Genomic DNA, 20031 nt, shown 5'->3' on the forward strand with positions numbered 1-20031 from the left:
ACCCGGCAGACCGGACCATGTACATGACCACTGAACAGGATATCCGACCAAAAGAACGCCGCGTCGAGATCGCCCCGGCGCGCGATGCGCAGTTGCGTTTCATCGGCACGATCCGCACCCCGTTTCCCGACCGCGCCGCCTGCCCGCGCCAGGGCCGGCAGGACGGACCGGACTGTCGCCTGGTGCTCGATCCGGTCTGGCACCCCGCGCTACAGGGGCTCGAGGATTACGAGACACTGGAAGTGCTCTACTGGCTCGACCGCAGCCGCCGCGACCTGGTGGTCCAGGCCCCCCGGCATGATGACCGCGTCTTCGGCACCTTCGCGCTGCGCTCGCCGGTGCGGCCCAATCCGATCGGCACCGCTCTGGTCCGGCTGGTGCGGATCGAAGCGGGCGAGGTCGTGGTGCGCGGCCTCGACTGTATCGACGGCACGCCGCTCCTCGACATCAAGCCCGACCGCTCCGCCTTCACCCCCAAGGCACCGCCGAAATCGACCGAAGGCGGATGACGCCCCTAATCACGGCGGGACGAGGCATAGGCCTCGGAAACCTCGTAATAGCCGTCGAAACCGATCCGCCGGCGCAGTTCGGCGAAATCCATCTGCCCGGGGCGCTGATCGTCGCGCATCGCCCGCAGGCTTGTGACCATCGCCTGCATCGCGGCCGCCATCAGCGACAGCGGATAGGCGGCGATCGCGAACCCTATGTCGTGCAGCTCGGCATTCGGCAGGTCCGGCGTCTCGCCGCCCTCGACGATGTTGGCCATCTTCGGTCCCGGCAGAGTGTCGCAGATACTGCGCATCTCCGCGACCGTCTTCGGTGCCTCGACGAAGAGGATATCCGCCCCCAGTTCAGCAAACCGCGCCGCCCGGTCGATCGCCTCGGAAAGCCCATGCTCGTGGCGGGCGTCGGTGCGGGCCAGAATCAGGATATCGCCGCCAGCTTCGCGCAGGCTTTCGCGCTCGTCCGCCGCCGCGCGGATCCGGTCGAACGCTTCCTCGCGCCCCACCACGGCCTTGCCCGGCGTGTGGCCACAGCGCTTCGGCGCCAGCTGATCCTCGATCATCACCGCCGCGCAGCCCGCCCGGGCAAAGCCGCGCAGCGTGCGCCGCACGTTCATCGCGTTGCCATAGCCGGTATCGCCATCGCCGATCAGCGGGATCGGGATCGCATCCGCGATGTTGCGCGCCTGGTCCACCACCTCGCCATAGCTCATCAGACCGAGGTCGGGCGCCCCGATGCGGCTCGCCGAGGCGGCAAACCCCGACATGAAAGTCAGATCATAGCCTTCCTGCGCAATCAGCTTGGCCGACAACGCGTCGAAACAGCAGGGCATCACGTGGCATTTGTCCTGCGCCAGCAGGGCGCGCAACTGTGCGGCTTGGGTCATGAGATCACCATTTGAACGGAATGTAGAGGGCCAGGTCGGGCCAGACGTACAGCAGCACCACCGTCGCCAGCATCAGCACCAGGAACGGCCAGACCCCGCGTGCCACATCCGCCAGCGTCGCCCGCGCCACCGACTGGATGACATAGAGGTTGAGCCCCACCGGCGGGGTAATCAGGGCGCATTCGACCATGATCACCATGTAGATGCCGAACCAGATCGGATCGAAACCCAGCCGCATCGCCGCCGGCAGAAGCACCGGCGTCATGATCAGGATCATCGACAGGGTCTCGAACACCAGCCCCATCAGCAACAGCACCACCGAGATCGCCAGGATGAACAGCATCGGCCCGTCGATATTGGCCGAGATGAAGGCCGAGATGTCCTGCGGAATTCGGTAAAGCGCGATGGCCTTACCGAACACCTTGGCCCCGGCGATGATCAAGAGGATCGCGGCCGTGGTGATGGCGGAATCGCGCACCGCCTCCCACAGAGCGCGCCAGGTCAGCGTGCGCAAAAGCAGCGCGGTGATGATCAGCGCCAAGGCAAAGCCCACCGCCGCCGCCTCGGTCGGGGTGAACGCCCCGGAATAGAGCCCCGCCACCACCAGAACCGCCAGCGCCAGCGACGGCAGCGCCCTGAGCGTGGCGCCCAACCGCTCTGGCCAGGTTGCCTTGGCGACCGGCTGATAGGCGTCAGAGAACCGGGCATGCAGCATGGCGAAAACCACGAACAGCCCGACCAGCACGATCCCCGGGCCGACCCCGGCCAGGAACAGCGCGATCACCGACTGCTCGGTGACGAAGCCATAGACGATCATCGGGATCGACGGCGGGATCAGGATGCCCAGTGTGCCGCCCGCGGCCAGCAGGCCATAAACGAAGCGCCGCTCATAGCCGCGGTTGATCATCTCTGGGATGGCAACCGTGCCGATGGTGGCCGCCGTCGCAACCGACGAGCCCGAGATCGCGGCAAACAGCGCGCAACTCAGGATCGTCGCCACCGCCAGCCCGCCGGGCCAGTGTCCGACCCAGGCCTGCACCGCGGCGAACAGATCGCGCCCGACACCGCCCTTGAGCAGGATGTTCGACATCAGCAGGAACAGCGGCACCGCCAGCAGGATGAACCCGTCGAGCGTCGACAGGATCGCCTGCGGTGCCATCAGCGGCGAAAAGCCCCCGAAGATCAGCATTCCCAACCCCAGCCCGCCCAGAGCGAAGGCCACCGGCACCCCCAGCAGCAACAGCGCGAACAGCGTCACGAGAATCAGTACGATGGTCATTCGTGGCTGCCCCCCAGGCTCGTCGCGCCACCCGTGCGCAGCTTGGCAAGCTCGACCACCGACTGCACCGTCAGCAAGGCAAATCCGACAGGCACCGACAGTTCGGCCACCCAGGTCGGCAGGTTCAGAAGCGACCCCGTGGTGCGACCGCGCACGAAACTGTCATGGAAGATATCCCAGCCCCAGATCGCGACGATGCCCGAAAAGACGATGATGAAAATCAGCGCGACCGCAACGCAGATGCGCTGCCACGGCGGCGGCAGCAGGTTCGTCACCGCATTGACGGTAATGTGCCGCCGCGTCGCCAGAACATGCGCCATCGCCAGCAGGCAGCCCCAGATCAGGCAGAGCTGGCTCAACTCGGCCGCCCATGTCGTCGGCCGTGTGAAGAAATAGCGTGCCACGACCTCATAGGTCAGCATGACGCCGGTCAGCGCCATCAAGGCGGCCCCGAGATAGCCCGCCAGGCGCGAGATCGTGGTGATGATTTGCATGGCCTTCCCCGGCGCCGGTCACGCCCGGGCAGCGGCGATGCCGCCCGGGCGGATGTTCATGCGGCAGCGATCAGTTGTCCACCGCGTCGAGGATCGACTTGCCGACATCACCGGCCGCCGCGAGATAGGCGTCGTAGACCGGCTGGACCACGGCCTTCCACGCCGCGAGATCCTCATCGCTGAGTTCGACCACCGTCATGCCGTTTTCCTTGGCCGCGGCATAGGCATCGGCCTCGATCTGGGACATGCGGTCGCGCACGTCGGCCTGGGCCACGGCGGCAGCTTCGGTGATCTGGCCGCGCAGCTCTTCGCTCAGGCCGTTCCACCACTCGGTGTTGACCACTACGACGAACTCGATATCGGCGTGGTTGGTCACGGTGATCGTATCCATCACCTCCCAGAGCTTGCGCGACTTCACCCCCGACACGCCGGTCATGCCGACATCGACGGTGCCGCGCTGATAGGCGAGATACTGCTCCGAGCCGGAAATCAGCGTCGGCGCACCACCGGCGGCGGAGACGAAGTCTCCCAGCGTCTTGCCGAAGACCCGTACTTTCTTGCCCTTCATGTCCTCGGGCGTCTTGATCGGGCCACCATTGGACAGCATGATCGCGCCGCCATAGGCTTGCCAGAACAGGATCTGGCCGCCGGTCTTGGCCACTTCCGCCTCGAGCGCGCTGCGCACCGGGCTACCCTCGGCCACCGCCGCACGGACCTTGTCCTCGGTGTTGAACAGGAACGGCATGTAGAACACGTCGACCGCCGGCGCGTCGCCGACATAGCGTGTCAGCGACGCCACCCCGGCCTCGATCGCCCCCGAACCGACGGCGGCGGGCACTTCCTTGTCCTTATAAAGCTGGGCGCTGTCATAGATCTCGACGTCGATCGCGCCGTTGGTGCGCGCCTCGACTTCCTTTTCGAACAGCAGCAGGTTTTCGCCGAGGTGACTGGTCAGCGGCAACTGCAACGAAATCCGCATCTTCTCGGTCGCCAGGGCCGAGCTTCCCATCGCCGCCATCACCGCGGCCATGCACAGGGCTTTGTTGAACATACTTTTCTCCTCCCATGTTCTGATTGCAGACAGATTAGTGTTGACCCGGCGTCAGGCAAGCGTCTTTTACCGTTCCGACGCAAGGTTCGTTTCCCTGCCAGGCCCACCGGCACGTGATCAGGATCTCTCCCCGCCAGCCCGGGCTGCGTGGTCGAACGCATCGAACGTGGCCCGCATCCGGGCACTGACGGCCTCACGCCCGGTGAACAGCTCAAAGGCCCGCACCGCCTGGAACACCGCCATGCCGGCGCCGTTGAGGCAAGTACAGCCCCGCGCCCTTGCTGCGGCCAACAGCTCGGTTTCAAGCGGGAAATAGACCACGTCACTGACCCATTGCCGCGGCTCCAGCAGTGCCGGGTCAATCGCCGTTCCCGGCAGCTTGACCATGCCCACCGGCGTGGCATTGACGATCCCGTCAGCCTGCGCCGCCGCAGCCGCCAGATCCACGCAAACCGCGCCCGCCGCCGCCGCGGCCAGCGTCGCGGCCGCGTCCCGGTCCGTATCGGCGATCAGAAGCCGCCTCACTCCCAGAGATTTCAGCGCATGCGCCACCGCACTGCCGGCCCCGCCGGCGCCCAGCAGCAGCACCGTCCCGAACGGCCCCGCGGGCAACCCGCGGCGCAGGCTTTCGGCATAGCCCCAGAAATCGGTGTTGTGGCCATGCCTGCGGCCATCGCGGAACACCACCGTGTTGACCGCCCCCACTTGCCGCGGCGACTCCGACAGCACATCGAGATGCGCCACCACCGCCTTCTTGTAGGGATAGGTCACGTTCACCCCGGCAAACCCGGCCGCCTCCACCGCCGCCAACATGTCCTGCACGGCCGGCTCGGCCCCGGACCAGGCGTCCGGATCGAACAGCACATAGCGCAGGTCAATCCCCTGCGCCCGCGCCTCCTCCATATGCATCGCCGGGCTCCGCGACCGCTGAATGCCTTTGCCGATCAGCCCGACCAGCACCGTGTCCGGCCCGGCCCCGTCAACGGCCTCGGCAATCTGCCCGCCCAGATCACGCGCCATGGCTCATTCCCTGTCCTTTCCCGCCGCTGCGTCGTACCCGGTCCCGCCGCCACGTCACACCCGAGTCCTTTTGTGCGAATCGATCATCATGGCTATCACGTCATGACCACGACCGGCAGTGACGCGTCCAGCCCGGGCCCCCCGACCCGCCGCCGCAACAGGGACCGACATCGACAAACAGCGGAAACCGACATGAAAAACAGGCTGTTCTACCAAAGCCGCCTCGCCCGCCCCGAACTCGACCGCGCCGAAGGCATCTATCTCTGGGCCAAGGACGGCAAGCGCTATCTCGACGGCTCCTCAGGCGCGATGGTTTCGAATATCGGCCATTCCAACCCCGCCGTTCTCCAGGCGATGCGCGAGCAGATGGAGAAATCCACCTTCGGCTATCGCCTGCATTTCCAGACCGAGGCCTCCGAAAGGCTCGCCAACAAGACCGCCGCCCTCTGCCCCGAGGAACTGGGCCGCGTGTTCTTTGTCTCCGGCGGCTCCGAAGCGGTGGAAAGCACGCTGAAACTCGCCCGCCAATACGCGCTGACGCGCGGCGAGGCGCAGCGCTACAAGGTCATCTCGCGGATGCCATCCTATCACGGCTCGACTCTGGGCGCGCTGGCGGTCACCGGCTATGCCCCGCTCGCCGCGCCGTTTTCACCGATGATGCGTGAGATGCCGAAGATCCCGGCGCCGCGCGCCTATCTCGACGGGCTCGACCCCGACGACCCGGCGACAGGCAAACACTACGCCGACATGCTCGAACAGACGATCCTCGACGAAGGTCCGCAAACCGTCTTGGCCTTCATCGTCGAGCCGGTCGGCGGCGCCTCGACCGGTGCACTGGTCCCGCCCGCGGGCTACATGCAGCGTATCCGTGAGATTTGCGACGACTACGGCGTGCTTCTGATCCATGACGAGGTGATGTCCGGCGGCGGCCGCACCGGCAAGTTCTGGGGCGCAGAGCACTGGGGCACCGTGCCTGACCTGATTTCGATCTCCAAGGGCTTCGGCGGCGGCTACGTGCCGCTGGGCGCGATGATCGCCCGCGACGACATCGTCGAGGCGGTGCTCGACGCCGGCGGCTTCGCTCACGGCCACACCTATGCCGGCAACCCGCTGGCCTGCGCCGCCGGCCTTGCCGTGATCGACGAGATCGAGCGCCAGGACCTCACCGGCAACGCCGCCGCCATGGGCGACAAGCTCAAGGCCCGGCTCAACGCGCTGAAGAACCGCTTCCCGTTTATCGGCGACGTCCGCGGCAAGGGGCTCTTGCTGGCCTTCGAACTTGTCTCCGACCGCACCACGATGCAGCCCCTGCCGAAAGAGCTGGGCGCCTTCGACCGGCTGGTCAACATCGCCTATGACAAGGGGCTGATCATCTATTCGCGACGCACCCGCGGTGGCATCAGCGGAGACCATTTCCTGGTCTGCCCGCCGATGATCGTTACCGAGCCGCAGATCGACGAGATCATGGCGTTGCTGACCGAGGCGCTGGATGAGTTCGCCGCCGAAACCGGCCTCGACAAGGACAGCGCCGCGTGAGCGGCGACAGTCCCGATATCCGCCTGGCGCACCCCGAAAACGCCCCCGCCATCGCCGCGATGCTGGCGCGGCTGGCGGAAGAGCTGGGCGAAAGCGACCATTTCTCGACCACGGCTGGCACCATTTCAGCCCACGGCTTCGGCCCGTCAGCCGCCTTTTCCACGATGATCGCCGGCCCTGCGGACGCCCTGACCGGCCTGGCCCTGTTTTTCCGCCATTTCTCCACCCTGCGCGGTGCTCCCGGCGCCTATGTCCAGGATCTCTGGGTCGCCCCCGACCAGCGCAGCCAACATCTGGGCCAGCGCCTGCTGGCAGCCGTCGCCGCGCACGCGGCCACCGCCTGGGGGGCCGCCTATCTGGCGCTCACCGTGCATGACACCAACCCCGGCGCCACGCGGTTCTATGACCGGCTGGGGTTCAACACCTATCCCGGCGCGCGGCTGATGGTTCTGCCAGGCCCTGCCTTTCACACGCTCTCGGACACTATGAAAGCCCGGCCATGATCCTGCCTGACAAGACCACGTCGATGGCAGAGGCCATTGCCCGCATCCCCGACGGCGCCACCATCATGCTGGGCGGCTTCGGCGTCCCCGGCACGGCCTTCGCCATGATCCGCGAACTGGTCCGCCAGGGCCAGAAGGGCCTCACCATCATAAAAAACGACGCCAACGAACAGGGCATGGGTGTCGATCACCTCCTTGCCAACGGCCAGGTCCGGAAGCTCATCGTCACCCATATCGGCCTCAACCCCCGCGCCGTGTCGATGTTCAACGACGGTCGGATCGAGGTCGAGTTCTGCGCCCAGGGCATCCTCGCCGAACGCGTCCGCGCCGGCGGTGCCGGGCTCAAGGGCATCCTCACCGATATCGCCATGGAGACCGAAATCGGCGCCGGTAAACCCCGCGTCGTGGTGAACGGCGAGACGGTGATGCTGGAAACCGCGCTGCGCGCCGACGTGGCGCTTCTGCACGCCGACCGCGCCGATCCGTTCGGCAACCTGACCTTCACCGCCACCGCCCGCAACTTCAACCCGCTGATGGCGATGGCCGCCGACAGGGTGATCGCCGAGGCCGAGAACATCGTACCGCTGGGCGAGTTACCGCCCGATCAGGTCCACACCCCCGGCCCCTTCGTCGACCACGTGGTGCCACTCACCGAGATTTCCGAGGAATACCAAGTTGTCCGCCGCTGACAGACCCGACGCCAAGACCCGCATGCTTGCCCGCGCCGCCCGCGAGATCGCGCCCGGCATGGTGGTCAATCTCGGCATCGGTCTGCCGCAGCAGGTGGTGAACCGCCTTGCGTCCGACTTTCCCGTGTGCCTGCATACCGAGAACGGGCTCACCGGCATTGGCCCCGTCCAGCCCCATGCCAAGGCCGACCGCAACCTGATCGACGCCGGCGGCGCCTATGTCTCGACCATACCGGGCAGCGCGTTTTTCGACAGCGCCACCTCGTTTGCGCTGGTCCGGTCCGGCCGGCTCGACCTGACCATGCTGGGCGCGTTCGAGGTGGCGCAGAACGGCGATCTCGCCAACTGGAAGATCCCCGGAAAATTCTCACCCGGCGCCGGCGGCGGCATCGAACTGGCGCAAAAGGCGGCCCGCGTCGTGGTGCTTTCCACCCATACCGACCGCGCCGGCAACCCGAAACTGCTTGACCGCTGCACCCTCCCCCTCACCGCCCGGGCCTGCGTCAACCGCATCTTCACCGACCTGGCCGTAATTGACGTGACGCCTCAAGGTTTCGCCCTGGTCGAACTGGCCGACGGCACCACGGTCAACGAGGTACAAGAGGCCACCGGCGCCCCGCTCACCCTGCCGCAAGACATCCCAACCTTTTGAGAGGCTGCCATGGACAGCAAGTCACAAACCGAGATTCTCAACGCCGTCGACGATCTGTTCGACGCCGAGACCCAGTTTCTCTCTGAACTGACCTCGCATCCCTCGACCCGCGGCCGCGAACAAAGCGCCCAGGACTTCATGGCCTCGGAACTCACCCAACGCGGCTACAAGGTCGACCGCTGGCAGATCGACGTCGACGATATCCGCCACTTGCCCGGATTCTCGCCGGTGATCGGCAATTACGAGGACGCGGTCAATGTCGTCGGCACGCACCGCAGCGCCACGCGGAACGGCCGCTCGCTGATCCTCAACGGCCATATCGACGTTGTGCCCGAAGGCCCGCTGGACATGTGGGACACGCCGCCTTACGACCCCCGCGTCGATGACGGCTGGATGTATGGCCGCGGCGCTGGCGACATGAAAGCAGGCCTTGCCTCCAACCTTTTCGCCCTCGACGCACTGCGCCGCTGCGGGTTCGCGCCGGCGGCCGACGTCTTCTTCCAATCCGTCGTCGAAGAGGAATGCACCGGCAACGGCGCACTGGCCTGCCTGCAACGCGGCTACACCGCCGAAGCCGCGCTGATCCCCGAACCTTTCGCGGAATCCCTCATCACGGCACAAGTGGGTGTCTTGTGGTTCCAGCTGCATCTCAAAGGCCTGCCCACCCATGTCGCCTATGCCGGCTCCGGCTCGAACGGCATCGAGGCCGCCATTCCCCTGCTCGCCGCCCTGCACGAAATGGAAGACCGCTGGAACGCCGATGACGCCAAACACCCCGACTACGCCCATGTGCATCACCCGCTGAACCTCAATGTCGGCAAGATCCAAGGCGGCGACTGGGCCAGCTCGGTGCCGGCCTGGTCGGTGCTCGACCTGCGCATGGGGCTCTATCCGGGGCAAAGCATCCCCGAGGCCAAGGCCGAGATCGAAGCGGTGGTGATGGAGGCCGCGCGGGCCAGCGACTTCCTGCGCAACAACCTGCCCGAGATCGTCTATCACGGCTTCGAAGCCGAGGGCTACGCGCTCTCCGAAGACAGCTCGACGACCGCGCAGCAGGCCATCGGCACACTGGAATCCGCCCACACCGCCGTCACCGGCACGGCGCTCGACCGCGGCCCCACCACCGCCACAACCGACGCCCGCTTCTTCGGCCTTTACGCCGATACCCCGGCGCTGGTCTATGGCCCCAGGGCCGAGGCCATCCACGGCTTCAACGAACGGGTCGACCTCGACAGCGTCCGCCGGGTGACGCAAACCACGGCGCTGTTCATCGCCGACTGGTGCGGGTTGGAGACTGTGTGACCTCACCGCCGCGCCGGAAATCGACGCGATTTCCGTCTCGTTTCCCGACGCGGGAAACGAAACCGTACCGTTATCGGCACACACCCCGGAATTCGTGCTGAATTCCGAACCGTTTTCCGCGTCGGAAAACGGCTCGCCTTAACCTGCGGCCAACCTGTCCCCCAGCCGCTCCAGCATTTCCAGGCACAGCCCCATCTGCTCCAGCGACACGAACTCGTCGGCCTTGTGCGCCTGCGCAATCGAGCCCGGCCCGCAGACCACCACGTCCATACCCATCTCCTGGAACAGGCCCGCCTCGGTACCGAACGGCACCAGGTCGGCCCCGTTCGCTCCTGTCAGTTCCATCAGCATCCGCCTGGCTTCGTTTACGTCGGTCGGCACCAGCCCCGCCACCTCGCCGATCACTTCGGTGCTGATCGATGCCTCGGGCCACACCGCCTGCATCGCCGGCAGCAACACGTCGGTCACGTAGGCGCGCATCTCTTCGCGCACGAACGCGGCGTCGGCATCGGTCACCGGCCGCATCTCCCACTCCACCGTGGCGTGATCGGCGATCACGTTATGCGCCACGCCGCCCTTCAGACTGCCGGGGTTGATCGTCGTCCAGGGCGGATCGAACTTACTGTCTCCGGGCGCCCGGGCCTTGAGCTGCTCCCGCAGATCCAACAGCCGGGAGAAATAACGCACCGCGTATTCCACCGCGTTGACCCCGCGCTCAGGCGCCGAGCCGTGACCAGCCAGCCCCTCAAACCGGGTGGTGTATTCGCAGCAGCCCTTGTGCCCCTCGATGATCCGCATCTCGGTCGGTTCGCCGATGATCGCCACGCCGGGCCGGATTGCCCGCGCGGTCAGGCTGTCAACCAGCGACTGCGCCCCCAGGCAGCCGACCTCCTCGTCATAGGTGAAGGCGAAATGTAGCGGCCGGTCCGTCACCCGCCCCGCCAGCCCCGGCGCCATGGCGACGCAGGCGGCGATGAACCCCTTCATGTCGCAGGCACCGCGCCCGTAAAGCTTGCCATCGCGCTTGATCATGTCGAACGGGTCGTTGGTCCAGTCCGCCTCCAGCGCCGGTACCACGTCGGAATGCCCGCTCAGCACGATGCCTCCATCCACCTCCGGGCCAATCGTGGCAAACAGGTTCGCCTTGGTGCCGGTCTCGTCGTGGAACACGTCCACCCGCGCCCCGGCGCTGTCGAGCCGGTTCGCAAGGTAATCGATCATCTCCAGATTGCTGTCCGAGGACACCGTCGGAAAAGCAATCAGGTCATTCAGGCTCTGGATCGTATCGTCAAGTTTGCTCAACGCCTTTCACTCCTTCACGAACAACTTGCGCTCGACGTCGCACAGGCATTCCGCCGGGCCGTCCTCGGTGATCAGGATCGTCTCGGTGGTCTCCAGACCCCAGGTGTCCATCCACAGCGCCGGCATGAAGTGAAACACCATGCCGGGCTCCAGCACGGTGTCGTCCTCACTGCGGATCGAAGCCGTGCGCTCGCCCCAATCCGGCGGGTAGGACAGTCCGATCGGATAGCCCATCCGCCCCTGCCGCTCGATCCCGTGTTTCGCCAGAACCGCCATGAAGGCATTGGCCACATCGCAAGTCCGGTTACCGGACCGCGCCGCCTCCAGCCCGGCCGCGATGCCTTCCATCTGCGCCGCCTCCGCCCGACGCATATCCTCCGAGGGCGTCCCCAGGAAAACCGTCCGGCAGAGCGGCGCATGGTAGCGCCGGTAACAGCCTGAGAGCTCGAAAAACGTCGCCTCGCCCGCCCTCATCGGTGCCCCGTTCCAGGTCAGGTGCGCCGCGGTGGCATCCAGCCCCGACGGCGTCAGCGGCACGATGGCAGGGTAATCGCCCCAATCCTCGCCCACGCCGGTGATCCCGGCGTGAAAGATGTCGGCAACCAAATCGTTCTTGCGCACCCCGGGCGCCGCACGCTCGATGGCCGTCCGGATCACCTTTTCCGAGATCCGCGCCGCCTTGCGAACGAACCCGATCTCTTCCTCGGATTTCACCAGTCGTTGCCAATTCACCAGCGCGGTGGCGTCGACCAGTTCTGCCGCGGGCAGTTCCTCGCCCAGCACGGCATGAGCCTTGGCAGAGTAATAGTAATTCTCCATCTCGACACCGATCCGGGCGGTCTCATGGCCGCGCTCACGCAGGTGCTGCGCGAGGTCCTGCATCGGGTGGCGCACCGTCGACTGCACGAAATGATCGCCGTAGCCAATGATGTTGACTTCATCCATCCACACGGTCCGCCCGGCGCCGACCGAGTCCATATACCGCCCCCACCAGACCGGCTCGCCTTCCAGCCCCAGGATTACCCCCTGGTGCACATAGAACGACCAGCCGTCGTAACCTGTCAGCCAAGCCTGGTTCGACGGGTCGGTGACAAACAGCACATCGATCCCCGCCTTCTCCATCGCCGCCCGCGTCTTACCGATCCGACGCTCGTATTCCGCCGCGCTGAACGGCGCTATTCCGTCTCGCATCCCACACTCCCGATGTATCCGACCCGACCCTGCCACGGTGGCGCGATTCAGCGTTTGACACAAGCGACGGAATCCCGCCAACCTGCGTCGACCCGGCCGGAGAGTTGCCATGCCCGACGCCCCCCCGATCTCGCTCTGGGACGACACCGCAGAAGAGCCCCCTCACGATCGCCCGCTGGCCGGCAACACGACCTGTGACCTCGCCATCGTCGGCGGCGGCTATACCGGACTCTCCACCGCGCTCCACGCCGCCGAACGCGGCCTGTCGGCCCACGTGCTCGAAGCGCGATCCATCGGGTTCGGCGGCTCGGGGCGCAATGTCGGCTATGTCAATGCTGGGCTCTGGCTGCCGCCGCAGGATGTCGAGGCCGAGCTGGGCGCCGAGCTCGGCCGCTCGCTGGTGCAAACCCTGGGCGAGATGCCGGCCTATGTTTTCGAATTGATCGAGAAACACCAGATCCGCTGCGAGGCCACCCGCCGGGGCACCATCCACGCGGCGCATTCGCCGAAAGGCCTTGCCGACCTCGCCCGCCGGGCCGACGGCTGGGCCGCGCTCGGAGCCCCGGTGCGGCTGCTCGATGCTGCCGAAACCGCCGACAGGACCGGCAGTTCGGGGTTCCACGGCGGGCTGCTCGATCCCCGGGCCGGCACCATCAACCCGATGGGCTATGCCCGTGGCCTCGCCCGGGCCGCCATGGCCGCCGGCGCCACCGTCTCGACAGGTGTGACGGTCACCGCGCTCACCAACACCAACGGTCTCTGGCAGCTCACGACGCCCGGCGGCACCGTCACGGCTAAAACCGTGGTGCTCGCCACCAACGCCTACACCGACGGCCTCTGGCCCGGGTTGAAACAGACCTACACCACCATCCATTTCTTCCAGCTCGCGACCGTGCCGCTGGGGCACCGTGTCGCCGATATCCTGCGCGAGGGCCAGGGCCTGTGGGATACCGCGCCGATCATGTTCGCCCTGCGCCGCGACGCGGCCGGGCGGCTGGTCATCGGCTCGATGGGCACGGCGCATGGCGGCACCTCGGGGCTATCGCGCCGCTGGGCCGCGCGGCGGCTGGCCCGGCTCTACCCCGATCTCGGACCGGTCGACTTCGAGAGCGCCTGGCACGGCCAGATCGCCATGACCCCGGATCACATCTTCCGCATCCACCGCCTGGCCGACGGTCTCTATGCCCCGATTGGCTACAATGGTCGCGGCATCACCACCGGCACCATGTTCGGCCGCGCCCTGGCCGAGCTGCTGACCGGCGCATCCGACTCCTCGCTGCCGATCCCGATCACCGCCCCCAAGCCGATCCCGTTTCGCACACTGAAGACCGGCTTTTACCATACCGCCTTCGCCGCCAATCAACTGCTCAAGAGCTTCTGACCCCCCCGGCGCCGCGTCCCGCCCCCAGTGCGATTGATCTTGTACCGGAGAACCACCGGGCCGGGACAAAGGCCGCCGACCCGGCGCATCCCCCGGTTCCGACACCTGTCCACGCAAAATCATCTCCCGCCCGACTTCCACAGAGACAGAGCCCTCCGGACATCCCCGCGTTCCCGGCACAAAAAAAGGCGGCCCCAACTCCGGGGCCGCCCTTCCTTGAATGCCCGTCCCGAACCGAACAGGCTGGGGACGGACGTTCGCGCGTCAGATCACGCCAGATCGAAACGATCCGCGTTCATCACCTTGTTCCAGACGGCAACGAAATCGCTGACGAACTTGGCTTCGTTGTCGCTCTGGCCATAGACCTCGGCCAGCGCCCGCAGCTGCGAGTTCGAGCCGAACACCAGGTCGACCCGGGTGGCGGTCCACTTCTCGGCGCCCGACGCCCGGTCCTTGCCGGAATAGGTGCCGTCGCCGTTGTCCGACCACTCGGTGCCCATGTCGAGCAGGTTGACGAAGAAGTCGTTGCTCAGCGCGCCGACCTTGTCGGTGAAGACGCCGTGGCTGCTGCCGCCGTGGTTGGCGCCGATGACCCGTAGGCCACCGATCAGCGCGGTCATCTCCGGCGCGGTCAGGGTCAGTAGCTGCGCCTTGTCCACCAACAGCTCTTCCGGCGAGATGGTGAACTCGGTGCGCTGCCAGTTGCGGAACCCGTCGGCCTGCGGCTCCAGCCAGGCGATGCTGTCGACTTCGGTCTGCTCCGGGGTTGCATCACCACGGCCCAGCGTCACCGGAACCTCGATGTCATGGCCCGCAGCTTTTGCCGCCGCCTCGACACCGGCGGCCCCGCCGATCACGATCAGGTCGGCCATCGACACCGGCTTGCCGAAGTCGGCTTTCACGCCTTCCAGCACGCCCAGCACGCGGGCCAGCTCGGCCGGCTCGTTGGCGTCCCAGTCCTTCATCGGCTCCAGCCGGATGCGCGCGCCATTGGCACCGCCGCGCTTGTCCGAGCCCCGGAAGGTCGAGGCCGAGGCCCAGGCGGTCTTCACCAGGTCCGACACGCTCAGCGCGTCTGCCAGCTTGGCCTTCAGTGCCTTGACGTCGGCGTCCGACAGATCGGTCTCCGAGGCTGGAATCGGATCCTGCCAGATCAGGTCCTCTGCCGGCACTTCCGGGCCGGCATAGCGCGCTTTCGGGCCCATGTCACGGTGGGTCAGCTTGAACCAGGCGCGGGCGAAGGCATCGGCGAACTGGTCCGGGTTGTCGAGGAATCGCTGTGCGATCGGGCCGTAATGCGGATCGTAGCGCATCGACATGTCGGCCGTTGTCATTGCCGGCGGATGTTTCTTCGACGGATCGAAGGCATCGACCACCATGTCTTCGGGTTCGACATCCTGGGCAATCCAGATATTGGCGCCTGCAGGGGTCTTGTCGAGCGCCCATTCGTATTTGAACAGCACCTTGAGATAGCCCATGTCCCAAGTCGTCGGGTTGGGCTTCCAGGCGCCTTCGAGACCTGAGGTGATGGCATCGCCCGCCTTGCCGGAGCCGTGCGAAGAAATCCAGCCAAAGCCCATTTGTTCGATCGGTGCGGCTTCGGGCTCGGGGCCCACGGCCTCGGCCGGACCGTTGCCGTGCATCTTGCCGAAGGTGTGGCCGCCCGCGGTCAGCGCCACGGTTTCCTCGTCGTTCATCGCCATGCGGGCGAAGGTCTCGCGCACATCGCGGCCCGAGGCGAGGATGTCGGGGTTGCCGTCGGGGCCTTCCGGATTGACGTAGATCAGGCCCATCTGCACCGCGGCCAGCGGGTTTTCGAGGTCCCGCTCGCCCGAATAGCGGCTGTTCTCGGCGCTGCTGTCGGCCAGCCATTCGGTCTCCGAGCCCCAATAGACGTCTTCTTCGGGCTCCCACACGTCGGCACGGCCGCCGGCAAAGCCGAAGGTCTTGAAGCCCATCGATTCCAGCGCGACATTACCGGCCAGGACGAACAGGTCTGCCCAGCTGATCGCATTGCCGTATTTCTGTTTGATCGGCCACAGCAACCGGCGGGCCTTGTCGAGGTTGCCGTTGTCGGGCCAGCTGTTCAGCGGCGCAAAGCGCTGCTGCCCGGTTCCGGCGCCGCCGCGGCCATCGGCCACGCGATAGGTGCCGGCGGCGTGCCAGGCCATGCGGATCATCAGGCCGCCATAGTGGCCGTAGTCGGCCGGCCACCAGTCCTGGCTGTCGGTCATCAGGGCAGTCAGGTCTTTCTTCAGGGCGTCATAATCGATCGACTTGAACGCCTCGACATAGTCGAAACCGTCGCCCATCGGGTCGGATTTTTCCGAGTTCTGTCGCAGGATGTTGAGGTTGAGCTGGTTCGGCCACCAGTCCTCGTTCGAGCGCATGCTCACATTGGTGGCGCCATGGGCCACCGGGCATTTACCGATGTTGTTTCCGTCCATCATGTCTCTCCCTTCAAGGTTCAAAATTCATCGACGGAGGCACACGTGGCGCCTCCGCTTTCGTCTCGTCCTGTTCGCGCAGACGGGTCACCATACAGCCTCTCGGCAACCCGTGATTCTCCCGTTTCTGGAAGTGTTCTAACAAACCCGATCAATTGGTTTAAGTTGCATTTTCTGATCATCGCAATAAGTTCACCTTATGGCAAACTTCACCTTTAAACAGCTTCGCTATTTCGAGGCGCTCGCCCGCCACGGTCATTTCGGCCGCGCCGCCGAGGCCAGCGCCATCTCCCAGCCGGCCTTGTCGATGCAGATCAAGGAGTTGGAGGAAACGCTGGGTCTGCCGCTGTTCGAGCGCAGCGCCCGTCAGGTGCGTCTGACCGGCTTCGGCGAAGAGTTCCTCACCCGGGTGCGCGAAATTCTGCGCGCCGTCGACGAGTTGGACGATCTCGCCCGTGCCTCGCGCGGCGCCCTGGCCGGGCGGCTGCGGATCGGGGTGATTCCCACCATCGCGCCGTATCTGCTGCCGACCATCATCGGCGATCTGACCCGCCGGTTTCCCGGGCTCGACATCCATGTCCGCGAAACCCTGACCCCCAAGCTGCTGCAGGAACTGACCGACGGCCGGCTCGACACCGCCATCATGGCGCTGCCGGTCGGCGAGCCGGCCTTCGCAGAGGTGCCGCTGTTTTCCGAACATTTCGTGCTGGTGCGCCCGAGCGGGGACCAGGGCAAACCCGTGCCCGACCGCGAGATGCTGCGCGAAATGCGGCTGCTGTTGCTGGAAGAGGGTCATTGCTTCCGCGACCAGGCACTGTCCTTCTGCAACATGGGCCAAAGCGGCCCGCGCGAAGGGCTCGATGCCTCGTCGCTGTCAACGCTGGTGCAGATGGTCGATGCCGGCATCGGCGTCACCTTCATCCCCGAAATGGCCCTGGCCGTGGAAACCCGCTCGGCCAACGTCGCCATCGCCCGCTTCCCCGAACCGCAGCCCGCCCGCACCGTCGGCATGATCTGGCGGAAAACCAGCCCTTTGGCAGAGCAACTGGCCCAGATCGCCGATACCGTCCGCACCTCGGCCGAGCGGCTGCGCGCGGAACAGGCACAAAAAGCGACCGCACCGGCCTGACACAGCATCAAGGCCGGTTGGCACGACCGTCCCGATACCACGCCGCGGATCGCTGGCGCACGCGGTGGCAAACTCGACACCGGGGCAGCCCGACGATCTTGCCCTATCCTTGGAAGACCAAAACGCCATGCCAGCTGCGGCGCATCGCTCTTCGCGCCGGCCTCTCCGTTTGACCGTTTGTGCCACCCGTGTAGCGAACCTTCTACGTCAGCCCACTCGCCCCTTCCGCCCACCACCTCTTTTGCCCTAAGCTGGCCCTACCTGCGCAACCGGACCAAACCGATGAAAGATCTCGACCGCAAACCCTTCACCAACTCCCATTGGGGCGCCTACTGGGTCGAAACCCAGGATGGCCGTGTCACCGGCCTGACCCCGTTCGAGCATGACCCCGACCCCTCGCCGATTGGCCAGGGTGCCATTGCCACACAGGACGACGCCCTGCGCATCAGGCGTCCCGCCATCCGCCGCAGCTGGCTGGAACACGGTCCCGGCGCCCATGGCGACCGGCGCGGCCGGGACGATTTCGTCGAGGTCTCCTGGGATCAAGCCAACCGCCTGATCGCCGGTGAACTGACCCGCATCCGCACCGAGCATGGCAACGAGGCGATCTTCGCGGGCTCCTATGGCTGGGCCTCAGCCGGCCGCTTTCACCATGCCCAGGGCCAGATGAAGCGCTTTCTCAACTGCATCGGCGGCTATACCGGCTCGGTCAATACCTACAGCTTTGCCGCGGCCGAGGTCGTGGTGCCCCACGTGCTGGGCGATTTCCGCGGGCTGTTGGACCGGTATACCTGCTGGGAGTCCATCGCCGAAAACGCCGAGCTTTTCGTCGCCTTCGGCGGCGTGCCCCTGAAGAACGGTCAGATCAGCCAGGGCGGCCTCGGCAATCATGTTCAGAAGGCCGGACTCCTGAACGCCCACGCCAATGGCGTGCAATTCGTCAATATTTCCCCCCTGCGTTCCGACATTCTCGATACGGCCCGGGCCGACTGGCTGCCGATTCGTCCCTCGACCGACGCCGCGCTGATGCTGGCGCTCTGCCACACGCTCCTGGCCGAAGACCTGCACGACAAAGCCTTCCTCGCCCGCTACACCGTTGGGTTCGACCGCTTCGCTGCCTATCTTACGGGGGCAACGGACGGCGCGCCCAAATCCGCCGACTGGGCCGCCCCCATCACGGACATCACGGCCGAAACCATCCGCGGCCTCGCCCGCCGCATGGCGCAGAGCCGCACGATGATCTCGATCGCCTATGCGCTCACCCGCCAGGACCACGGCGAACAACCCTGGCACGCCGCCATCACGCTGGCCGCCATGCTGGGCCAGATCGGCCTGCCCGGCACCGGTATAGGCTTCGGCTATTCGGCGATGAACCATACCGGCCTCAACCGCCGCATCATCCCCTACGCCGCCTTGCCGCAGGGCATGAACCCGGTCAGAACCTTCATCCCCGTCGCCCGTGTCACCGACATGCTGGAAAACCCTGGCGGCACCTGCGACTACAACGGCCGCACCCTCACCTACCCGGATGTCAAACTGGTCTGGTGGGCCGGCGGCAACCCGTTCCACCACCACCAGGACCTCAACCGCCTGCGCCGCGCCTGGGCCAGACCGGACACCATCATCGCCAACGAATGGTGCTGGAACGCGCTCGCCCGCCATGCCGATATCGTGCTGCCCTGCACCACCCCTCTGGAACGCGCCGATCTGTCGATGACGCCGAAGAACCCCTATATCACCGTCATGGACAAGGTGTCCGAACCCGTAGGCGAGGCCCGCGACGACCACGAGATTTTCCGCGGCCTCGCTGCGCAGTTAGGCGTTGAAGACCAGTTCACCGAAGGTCGCACGGCCGCCGACTGGACCCGCTGGCTCTACGATGTCTCCCGTCAGGCCGCCGCCCGCGGCGGCATCGAACTGCCCTCCTATGATGCGCTTCTCGAAACCGGCTGGTTCCGCGTTCCCGACCCCGAGAAACACGAGATCATGCTCGAAGGCTTCCGCGCCGACCCGGAAGGCAAGCCCTTGAAAACACCGTCGGGCAAGATCGAGATCTTCTCCGACACCATCGCCGGCTTCGGCTATGACGATTGCCCCGGCCATCCCGCCTGGCTGCAGCCGCTGGAATATCTCGGCAATGCCACCCCGGCGGCGCCGCTGCACATGATCTCGAACCAGCCTGTGACCAAGCTGCATTCCCAACTCGATCACGGCAAGGTCAGCCGCGCCAACCGCATCGACGGCCATGAACCGGTGCTGATGCATCCCGATGACGCCGCCGCGCGCGGCCTGACGGAAGGCCAGATCGTTCGCCTCCACAATGGCCGCGGCGCCTGCCTTGCCGGGCTCAGGATCAGCGATGCCATCCGCCCCGGCGTGATCCAGATCGCCACCGGCGCCTGGTGGGATCCCGCCGCCGATCCTGACGGTGATATCTGCCGCCACGGCAATCCCAACGCGCTGACCCCCGACAAGGGCACCTCGCGGCTGGCCCAGGGACCGATCGCGCATTCCTGCCTGGTTCAGGTCAGCCCGGTCACCGACGCTGCTGCGCCACAGATCGGGGCGCCCCCGCCGTTAACGGCGTCCTGACGCGCGCGTCCCGCAGTGAATTCTGGCAATGTGCCGCAGCCAGGACGGCGGGTTTTGTCTTGATTCGCCGCAC

17 protein-coding genes are annotated in these 20031 nt (G+C 66.1%); 9 read left to right on the forward strand and 8 right to left on the reverse strand.

The features are described from left to right. Nucleotides 1-23 precede the first annotated feature (23 nt). Complete coding sequence (gene tsaA / locus NO357_RS17985) at nucleotides 24-509, forward strand: tRNA (N6-threonylcarbamoyladenosine(37)-N6)-methyltransferase TrmO (RefSeq protein ID WP_306737119.1); 486 nt, start codon at nucleotides 24-26, stop codon at nucleotides 507-509. Between the two features lie 5 nt (nucleotides 510-514). Here the strand turns inward: tsaA and NO357_RS17990 are convergent, their stop codons facing one another. From NO357_RS17990 to NO357_RS18010, 5 genes are all read right to left on the reverse strand, one after another. Further along, nucleotides 515-1390 carry an isocitrate lyase/PEP mutase family protein gene (locus NO357_RS17990; RefSeq protein WP_306737120.1) on the reverse strand — a complete coding sequence of 292 codons (876 nt, stop codon included), beginning with the start codon at nucleotides 1388-1390 and terminating at the stop codon, nucleotides 515-517. Between the two features lie 4 nt (nucleotides 1391-1394). Further along, nucleotides 1395-2669 (reverse strand): TRAP transporter large permease, encoded by a 1275-nt coding sequence (locus NO357_RS17995; RefSeq protein WP_306737121.1) that lies wholly within the window; start codon nucleotides 2667-2669, stop codon nucleotides 1395-1397. After that, entirely contained in the window at nucleotides 2666-3163 is a 498-nt protein-coding gene (locus NO357_RS18000) for a TRAP transporter small permease (protein WP_306737122.1), read from the reverse strand. Before NO357_RS18000 ends, NO357_RS17995 begins: the two co-directional genes overlap by 4 nt. A 70-nt stretch (nucleotides 3164-3233) precedes the next feature. Continuing rightward, nucleotides 3234-4214: a TRAP transporter substrate-binding protein gene (locus tag NO357_RS18005; protein WP_306737123.1), complete on the reverse strand. Its 981-nt coding sequence runs from the start codon at nucleotides 4212-4214 to the stop codon at nucleotides 3234-3236. Between the two features lie 117 nt (nucleotides 4215-4331). Then, a complete protein-coding gene (locus NO357_RS18010; protein ID WP_306737124.1) occupies nucleotides 4332-5234 on the reverse strand; it encodes a shikimate dehydrogenase in 903 nt (300 codons plus the stop codon). A gap of 192 nt (nucleotides 5235-5426) precedes the next feature. Here NO357_RS18010 and NO357_RS18015 point away from each other — a divergent pair, with 192 nt between their 5' ends. Genes NO357_RS18015 through NO357_RS18035 form a run of 5 tightly spaced genes read left to right on the forward strand, consistent with a single transcriptional unit; the run spans nucleotide 5427 to nucleotide 9916 of the window. Further along, a complete protein-coding gene (locus tag NO357_RS18015; protein ID WP_306737125.1) occupies nucleotides 5427-6770 on the forward strand; it encodes an aminotransferase family protein in 1344 nt (447 codons plus the stop codon). After that, nucleotides 6767-7273 (forward strand): GNAT family N-acetyltransferase, encoded by a 507-nt coding sequence (locus NO357_RS18020; RefSeq protein ID WP_306737126.1) that lies wholly within the window; start codon nucleotides 6767-6769, stop codon nucleotides 7271-7273. The genes NO357_RS18015 and NO357_RS18020 overlap by 4 nt, the downstream gene beginning before the upstream one ends. Further along, nucleotides 7270-7962 carry a CoA transferase subunit A gene (locus NO357_RS18025; protein ID WP_306737127.1) on the forward strand — a complete coding sequence of 231 codons (693 nt, stop codon included), beginning with the start codon at nucleotides 7270-7272 and terminating at the stop codon, nucleotides 7960-7962. The genes NO357_RS18020 and NO357_RS18025 overlap by 4 nt, the downstream gene beginning before the upstream one ends. After that, a complete protein-coding gene (locus NO357_RS18030) occupies nucleotides 7949-8614 on the forward strand; it encodes a 3-oxoacid CoA-transferase subunit B (RefSeq protein WP_306737128.1) in 666 nt (221 codons plus the stop codon). Before NO357_RS18025 ends, NO357_RS18030 begins: the two co-directional genes overlap by 14 nt. A 9-nt stretch (nucleotides 8615-8623) precedes the next feature. Continuing rightward, complete coding sequence (locus NO357_RS18035) at nucleotides 8624-9916, forward strand: ArgE/DapE family deacylase (protein WP_306737129.1); 1293 nt, start codon at nucleotides 8624-8626, stop codon at nucleotides 9914-9916. Between the two features lie 138 nt (nucleotides 9917-10054). Here NO357_RS18035 and argE read toward each other — a convergent pair whose 3' ends face one another. Together argE and NO357_RS18045 are read right to left on the reverse strand one after the other, a co-directional pair. Next, nucleotides 10055-11218 (reverse strand): acetylornithine deacetylase, encoded by a 1164-nt coding sequence (gene argE, locus NO357_RS18040; protein WP_306737130.1) that lies wholly within the window; start codon nucleotides 11216-11218, stop codon nucleotides 10055-10057. Between the two features lie 6 nt (nucleotides 11219-11224). Next, nucleotides 11225-12409, reverse strand: coding sequence for a M24 family metallopeptidase (locus NO357_RS18045; RefSeq protein WP_306737131.1), 1185 nt, complete (start codon nucleotides 12407-12409; stop codon nucleotides 11225-11227). A gap of 109 nt (nucleotides 12410-12518) precedes the next feature. On the opposite strand from NO357_RS18045, the gene NO357_RS18050 reads away from it, so the two are divergent. Further along, the gene (locus NO357_RS18050) at nucleotides 12519-13790 is read left to right on the forward strand and encodes an NAD(P)/FAD-dependent oxidoreductase (protein ID WP_306737132.1); all 1272 of its coding nucleotides are present in this window, start codon (nucleotides 12519-12521) and stop codon (nucleotides 13788-13790) included. Nucleotides 13791-14059: 269 nt separating this feature from the next. On the opposite strand, the gene katG is transcribed toward NO357_RS18050, so the two are convergent. Further along, nucleotides 14060-16237, reverse strand: coding sequence for a catalase/peroxidase HPI (katG, locus tag NO357_RS18055; protein WP_306737256.1), 2178 nt, complete (start codon nucleotides 16235-16237; stop codon nucleotides 14060-14062). A 199-nt stretch (nucleotides 16238-16436) separates the two neighbouring features. Here katG and NO357_RS18060 point away from each other — a divergent pair, with 199 nt between their 5' ends. Together NO357_RS18060 and NO357_RS18065 are read left to right on the forward strand one after the other, a co-directional pair. After that, nucleotides 16437-17366, forward strand: a complete 930-nt coding sequence (locus tag NO357_RS18060) for a hydrogen peroxide-inducible genes activator (protein WP_306737133.1) — start codon at nucleotides 16437-16439, stop codon at nucleotides 17364-17366. 282 nt (nucleotides 17367-17648) lie between these two features. Further along, nucleotides 17649-19958 (forward strand): molybdopterin guanine dinucleotide-containing S/N-oxide reductase, encoded by a 2310-nt coding sequence (locus NO357_RS18065; RefSeq protein WP_306737134.1) that lies wholly within the window; start codon nucleotides 17649-17651, stop codon nucleotides 19956-19958. Nucleotides 19959-20031: the final 73 nt, after the last annotated feature.

It is taken from the genome of Marimonas arenosa, assembly GCF_030848945.1.
Taxonomy (GTDB): domain Bacteria; phylum Pseudomonadota; class Alphaproteobacteria; order Rhodobacterales; family Rhodobacteraceae; genus Marimonas; species Marimonas arenosa.

What these genes read in the sequence shown, in the direction of transcription:
- NO357_RS17990 (WP_306737120.1), bottom strand. Translation starts at nt 1,390, where the DNA reads ATGACCCAAGCCGCACAGTTGCGCGCCCTGCTGGCGCAGGACAAATGC.
- NO357_RS18010 (WP_306737124.1), bottom strand. Translation starts at nt 5,234, where the DNA reads ATGGCGCGTGATCTGGGCGGGCAGATTGCCGAGGCCGTTGACGGGGCC.
- NO357_RS18005 (WP_306737123.1), bottom strand. Translation starts at nt 4,214, where the DNA reads ATGTTCAACAAAGCCCTGTGCATGGCCGCGGTGATGGCGGCGATGGGA.
- NO357_RS18015 (WP_306737125.1), top strand. Translation starts at nt 5,427, where the DNA reads ATGAAAAACAGGCTGTTCTACCAAAGCCGCCTCGCCCGCCCCGAACTC.
- NO357_RS17995 (WP_306737121.1), bottom strand. Translation starts at nt 2,669, where the DNA reads ATGACCATCGTACTGATTCTCGTGACGCTGTTCGCGCTGTTGCTGCTG.
- NO357_RS18060 (WP_306737133.1), top strand. Translation starts at nt 16,437, where the DNA reads ATGGCAAACTTCACCTTTAAACAGCTTCGCTATTTCGAGGCGCTCGCC.
- NO357_RS18050 (WP_306737132.1), top strand. Translation starts at nt 12,519, where the DNA reads ATGCCCGACGCCCCCCCGATCTCGCTCTGGGACGACACCGCAGAAGAG.
- NO357_RS18065 (WP_306737134.1), top strand. Translation starts at nt 17,649, where the DNA reads ATGAAAGATCTCGACCGCAAACCCTTCACCAACTCCCATTGGGGCGCC.
- NO357_RS18025 (WP_306737127.1), top strand. Translation starts at nt 7,270, where the DNA reads ATGATCCTGCCTGACAAGACCACGTCGATGGCAGAGGCCATTGCCCGC.
- NO357_RS18045 (WP_306737131.1), bottom strand. Translation starts at nt 12,409, where the DNA reads ATGCGAGACGGAATAGCGCCGTTCAGCGCGGCGGAATACGAGCGTCGG.
- NO357_RS18000 (WP_306737122.1), bottom strand. Translation starts at nt 3,163, where the DNA reads ATGCAAATCATCACCACGATCTCGCGCCTGGCGGGCTATCTCGGGGCC.
- tsaA (WP_306737119.1), top strand. Translation starts at nt 24, where the DNA reads ATGACCACTGAACAGGATATCCGACCAAAAGAACGCCGCGTCGAGATC.
- katG (WP_306737256.1), bottom strand. Translation starts at nt 16,237, where the DNA reads ATGGACGGAAACAACATCGGTAAATGCCCGGTGGCCCATGGCGCCACC.
- NO357_RS18035 (WP_306737129.1), top strand. Translation starts at nt 8,624, where the DNA reads ATGGACAGCAAGTCACAAACCGAGATTCTCAACGCCGTCGACGATCTG.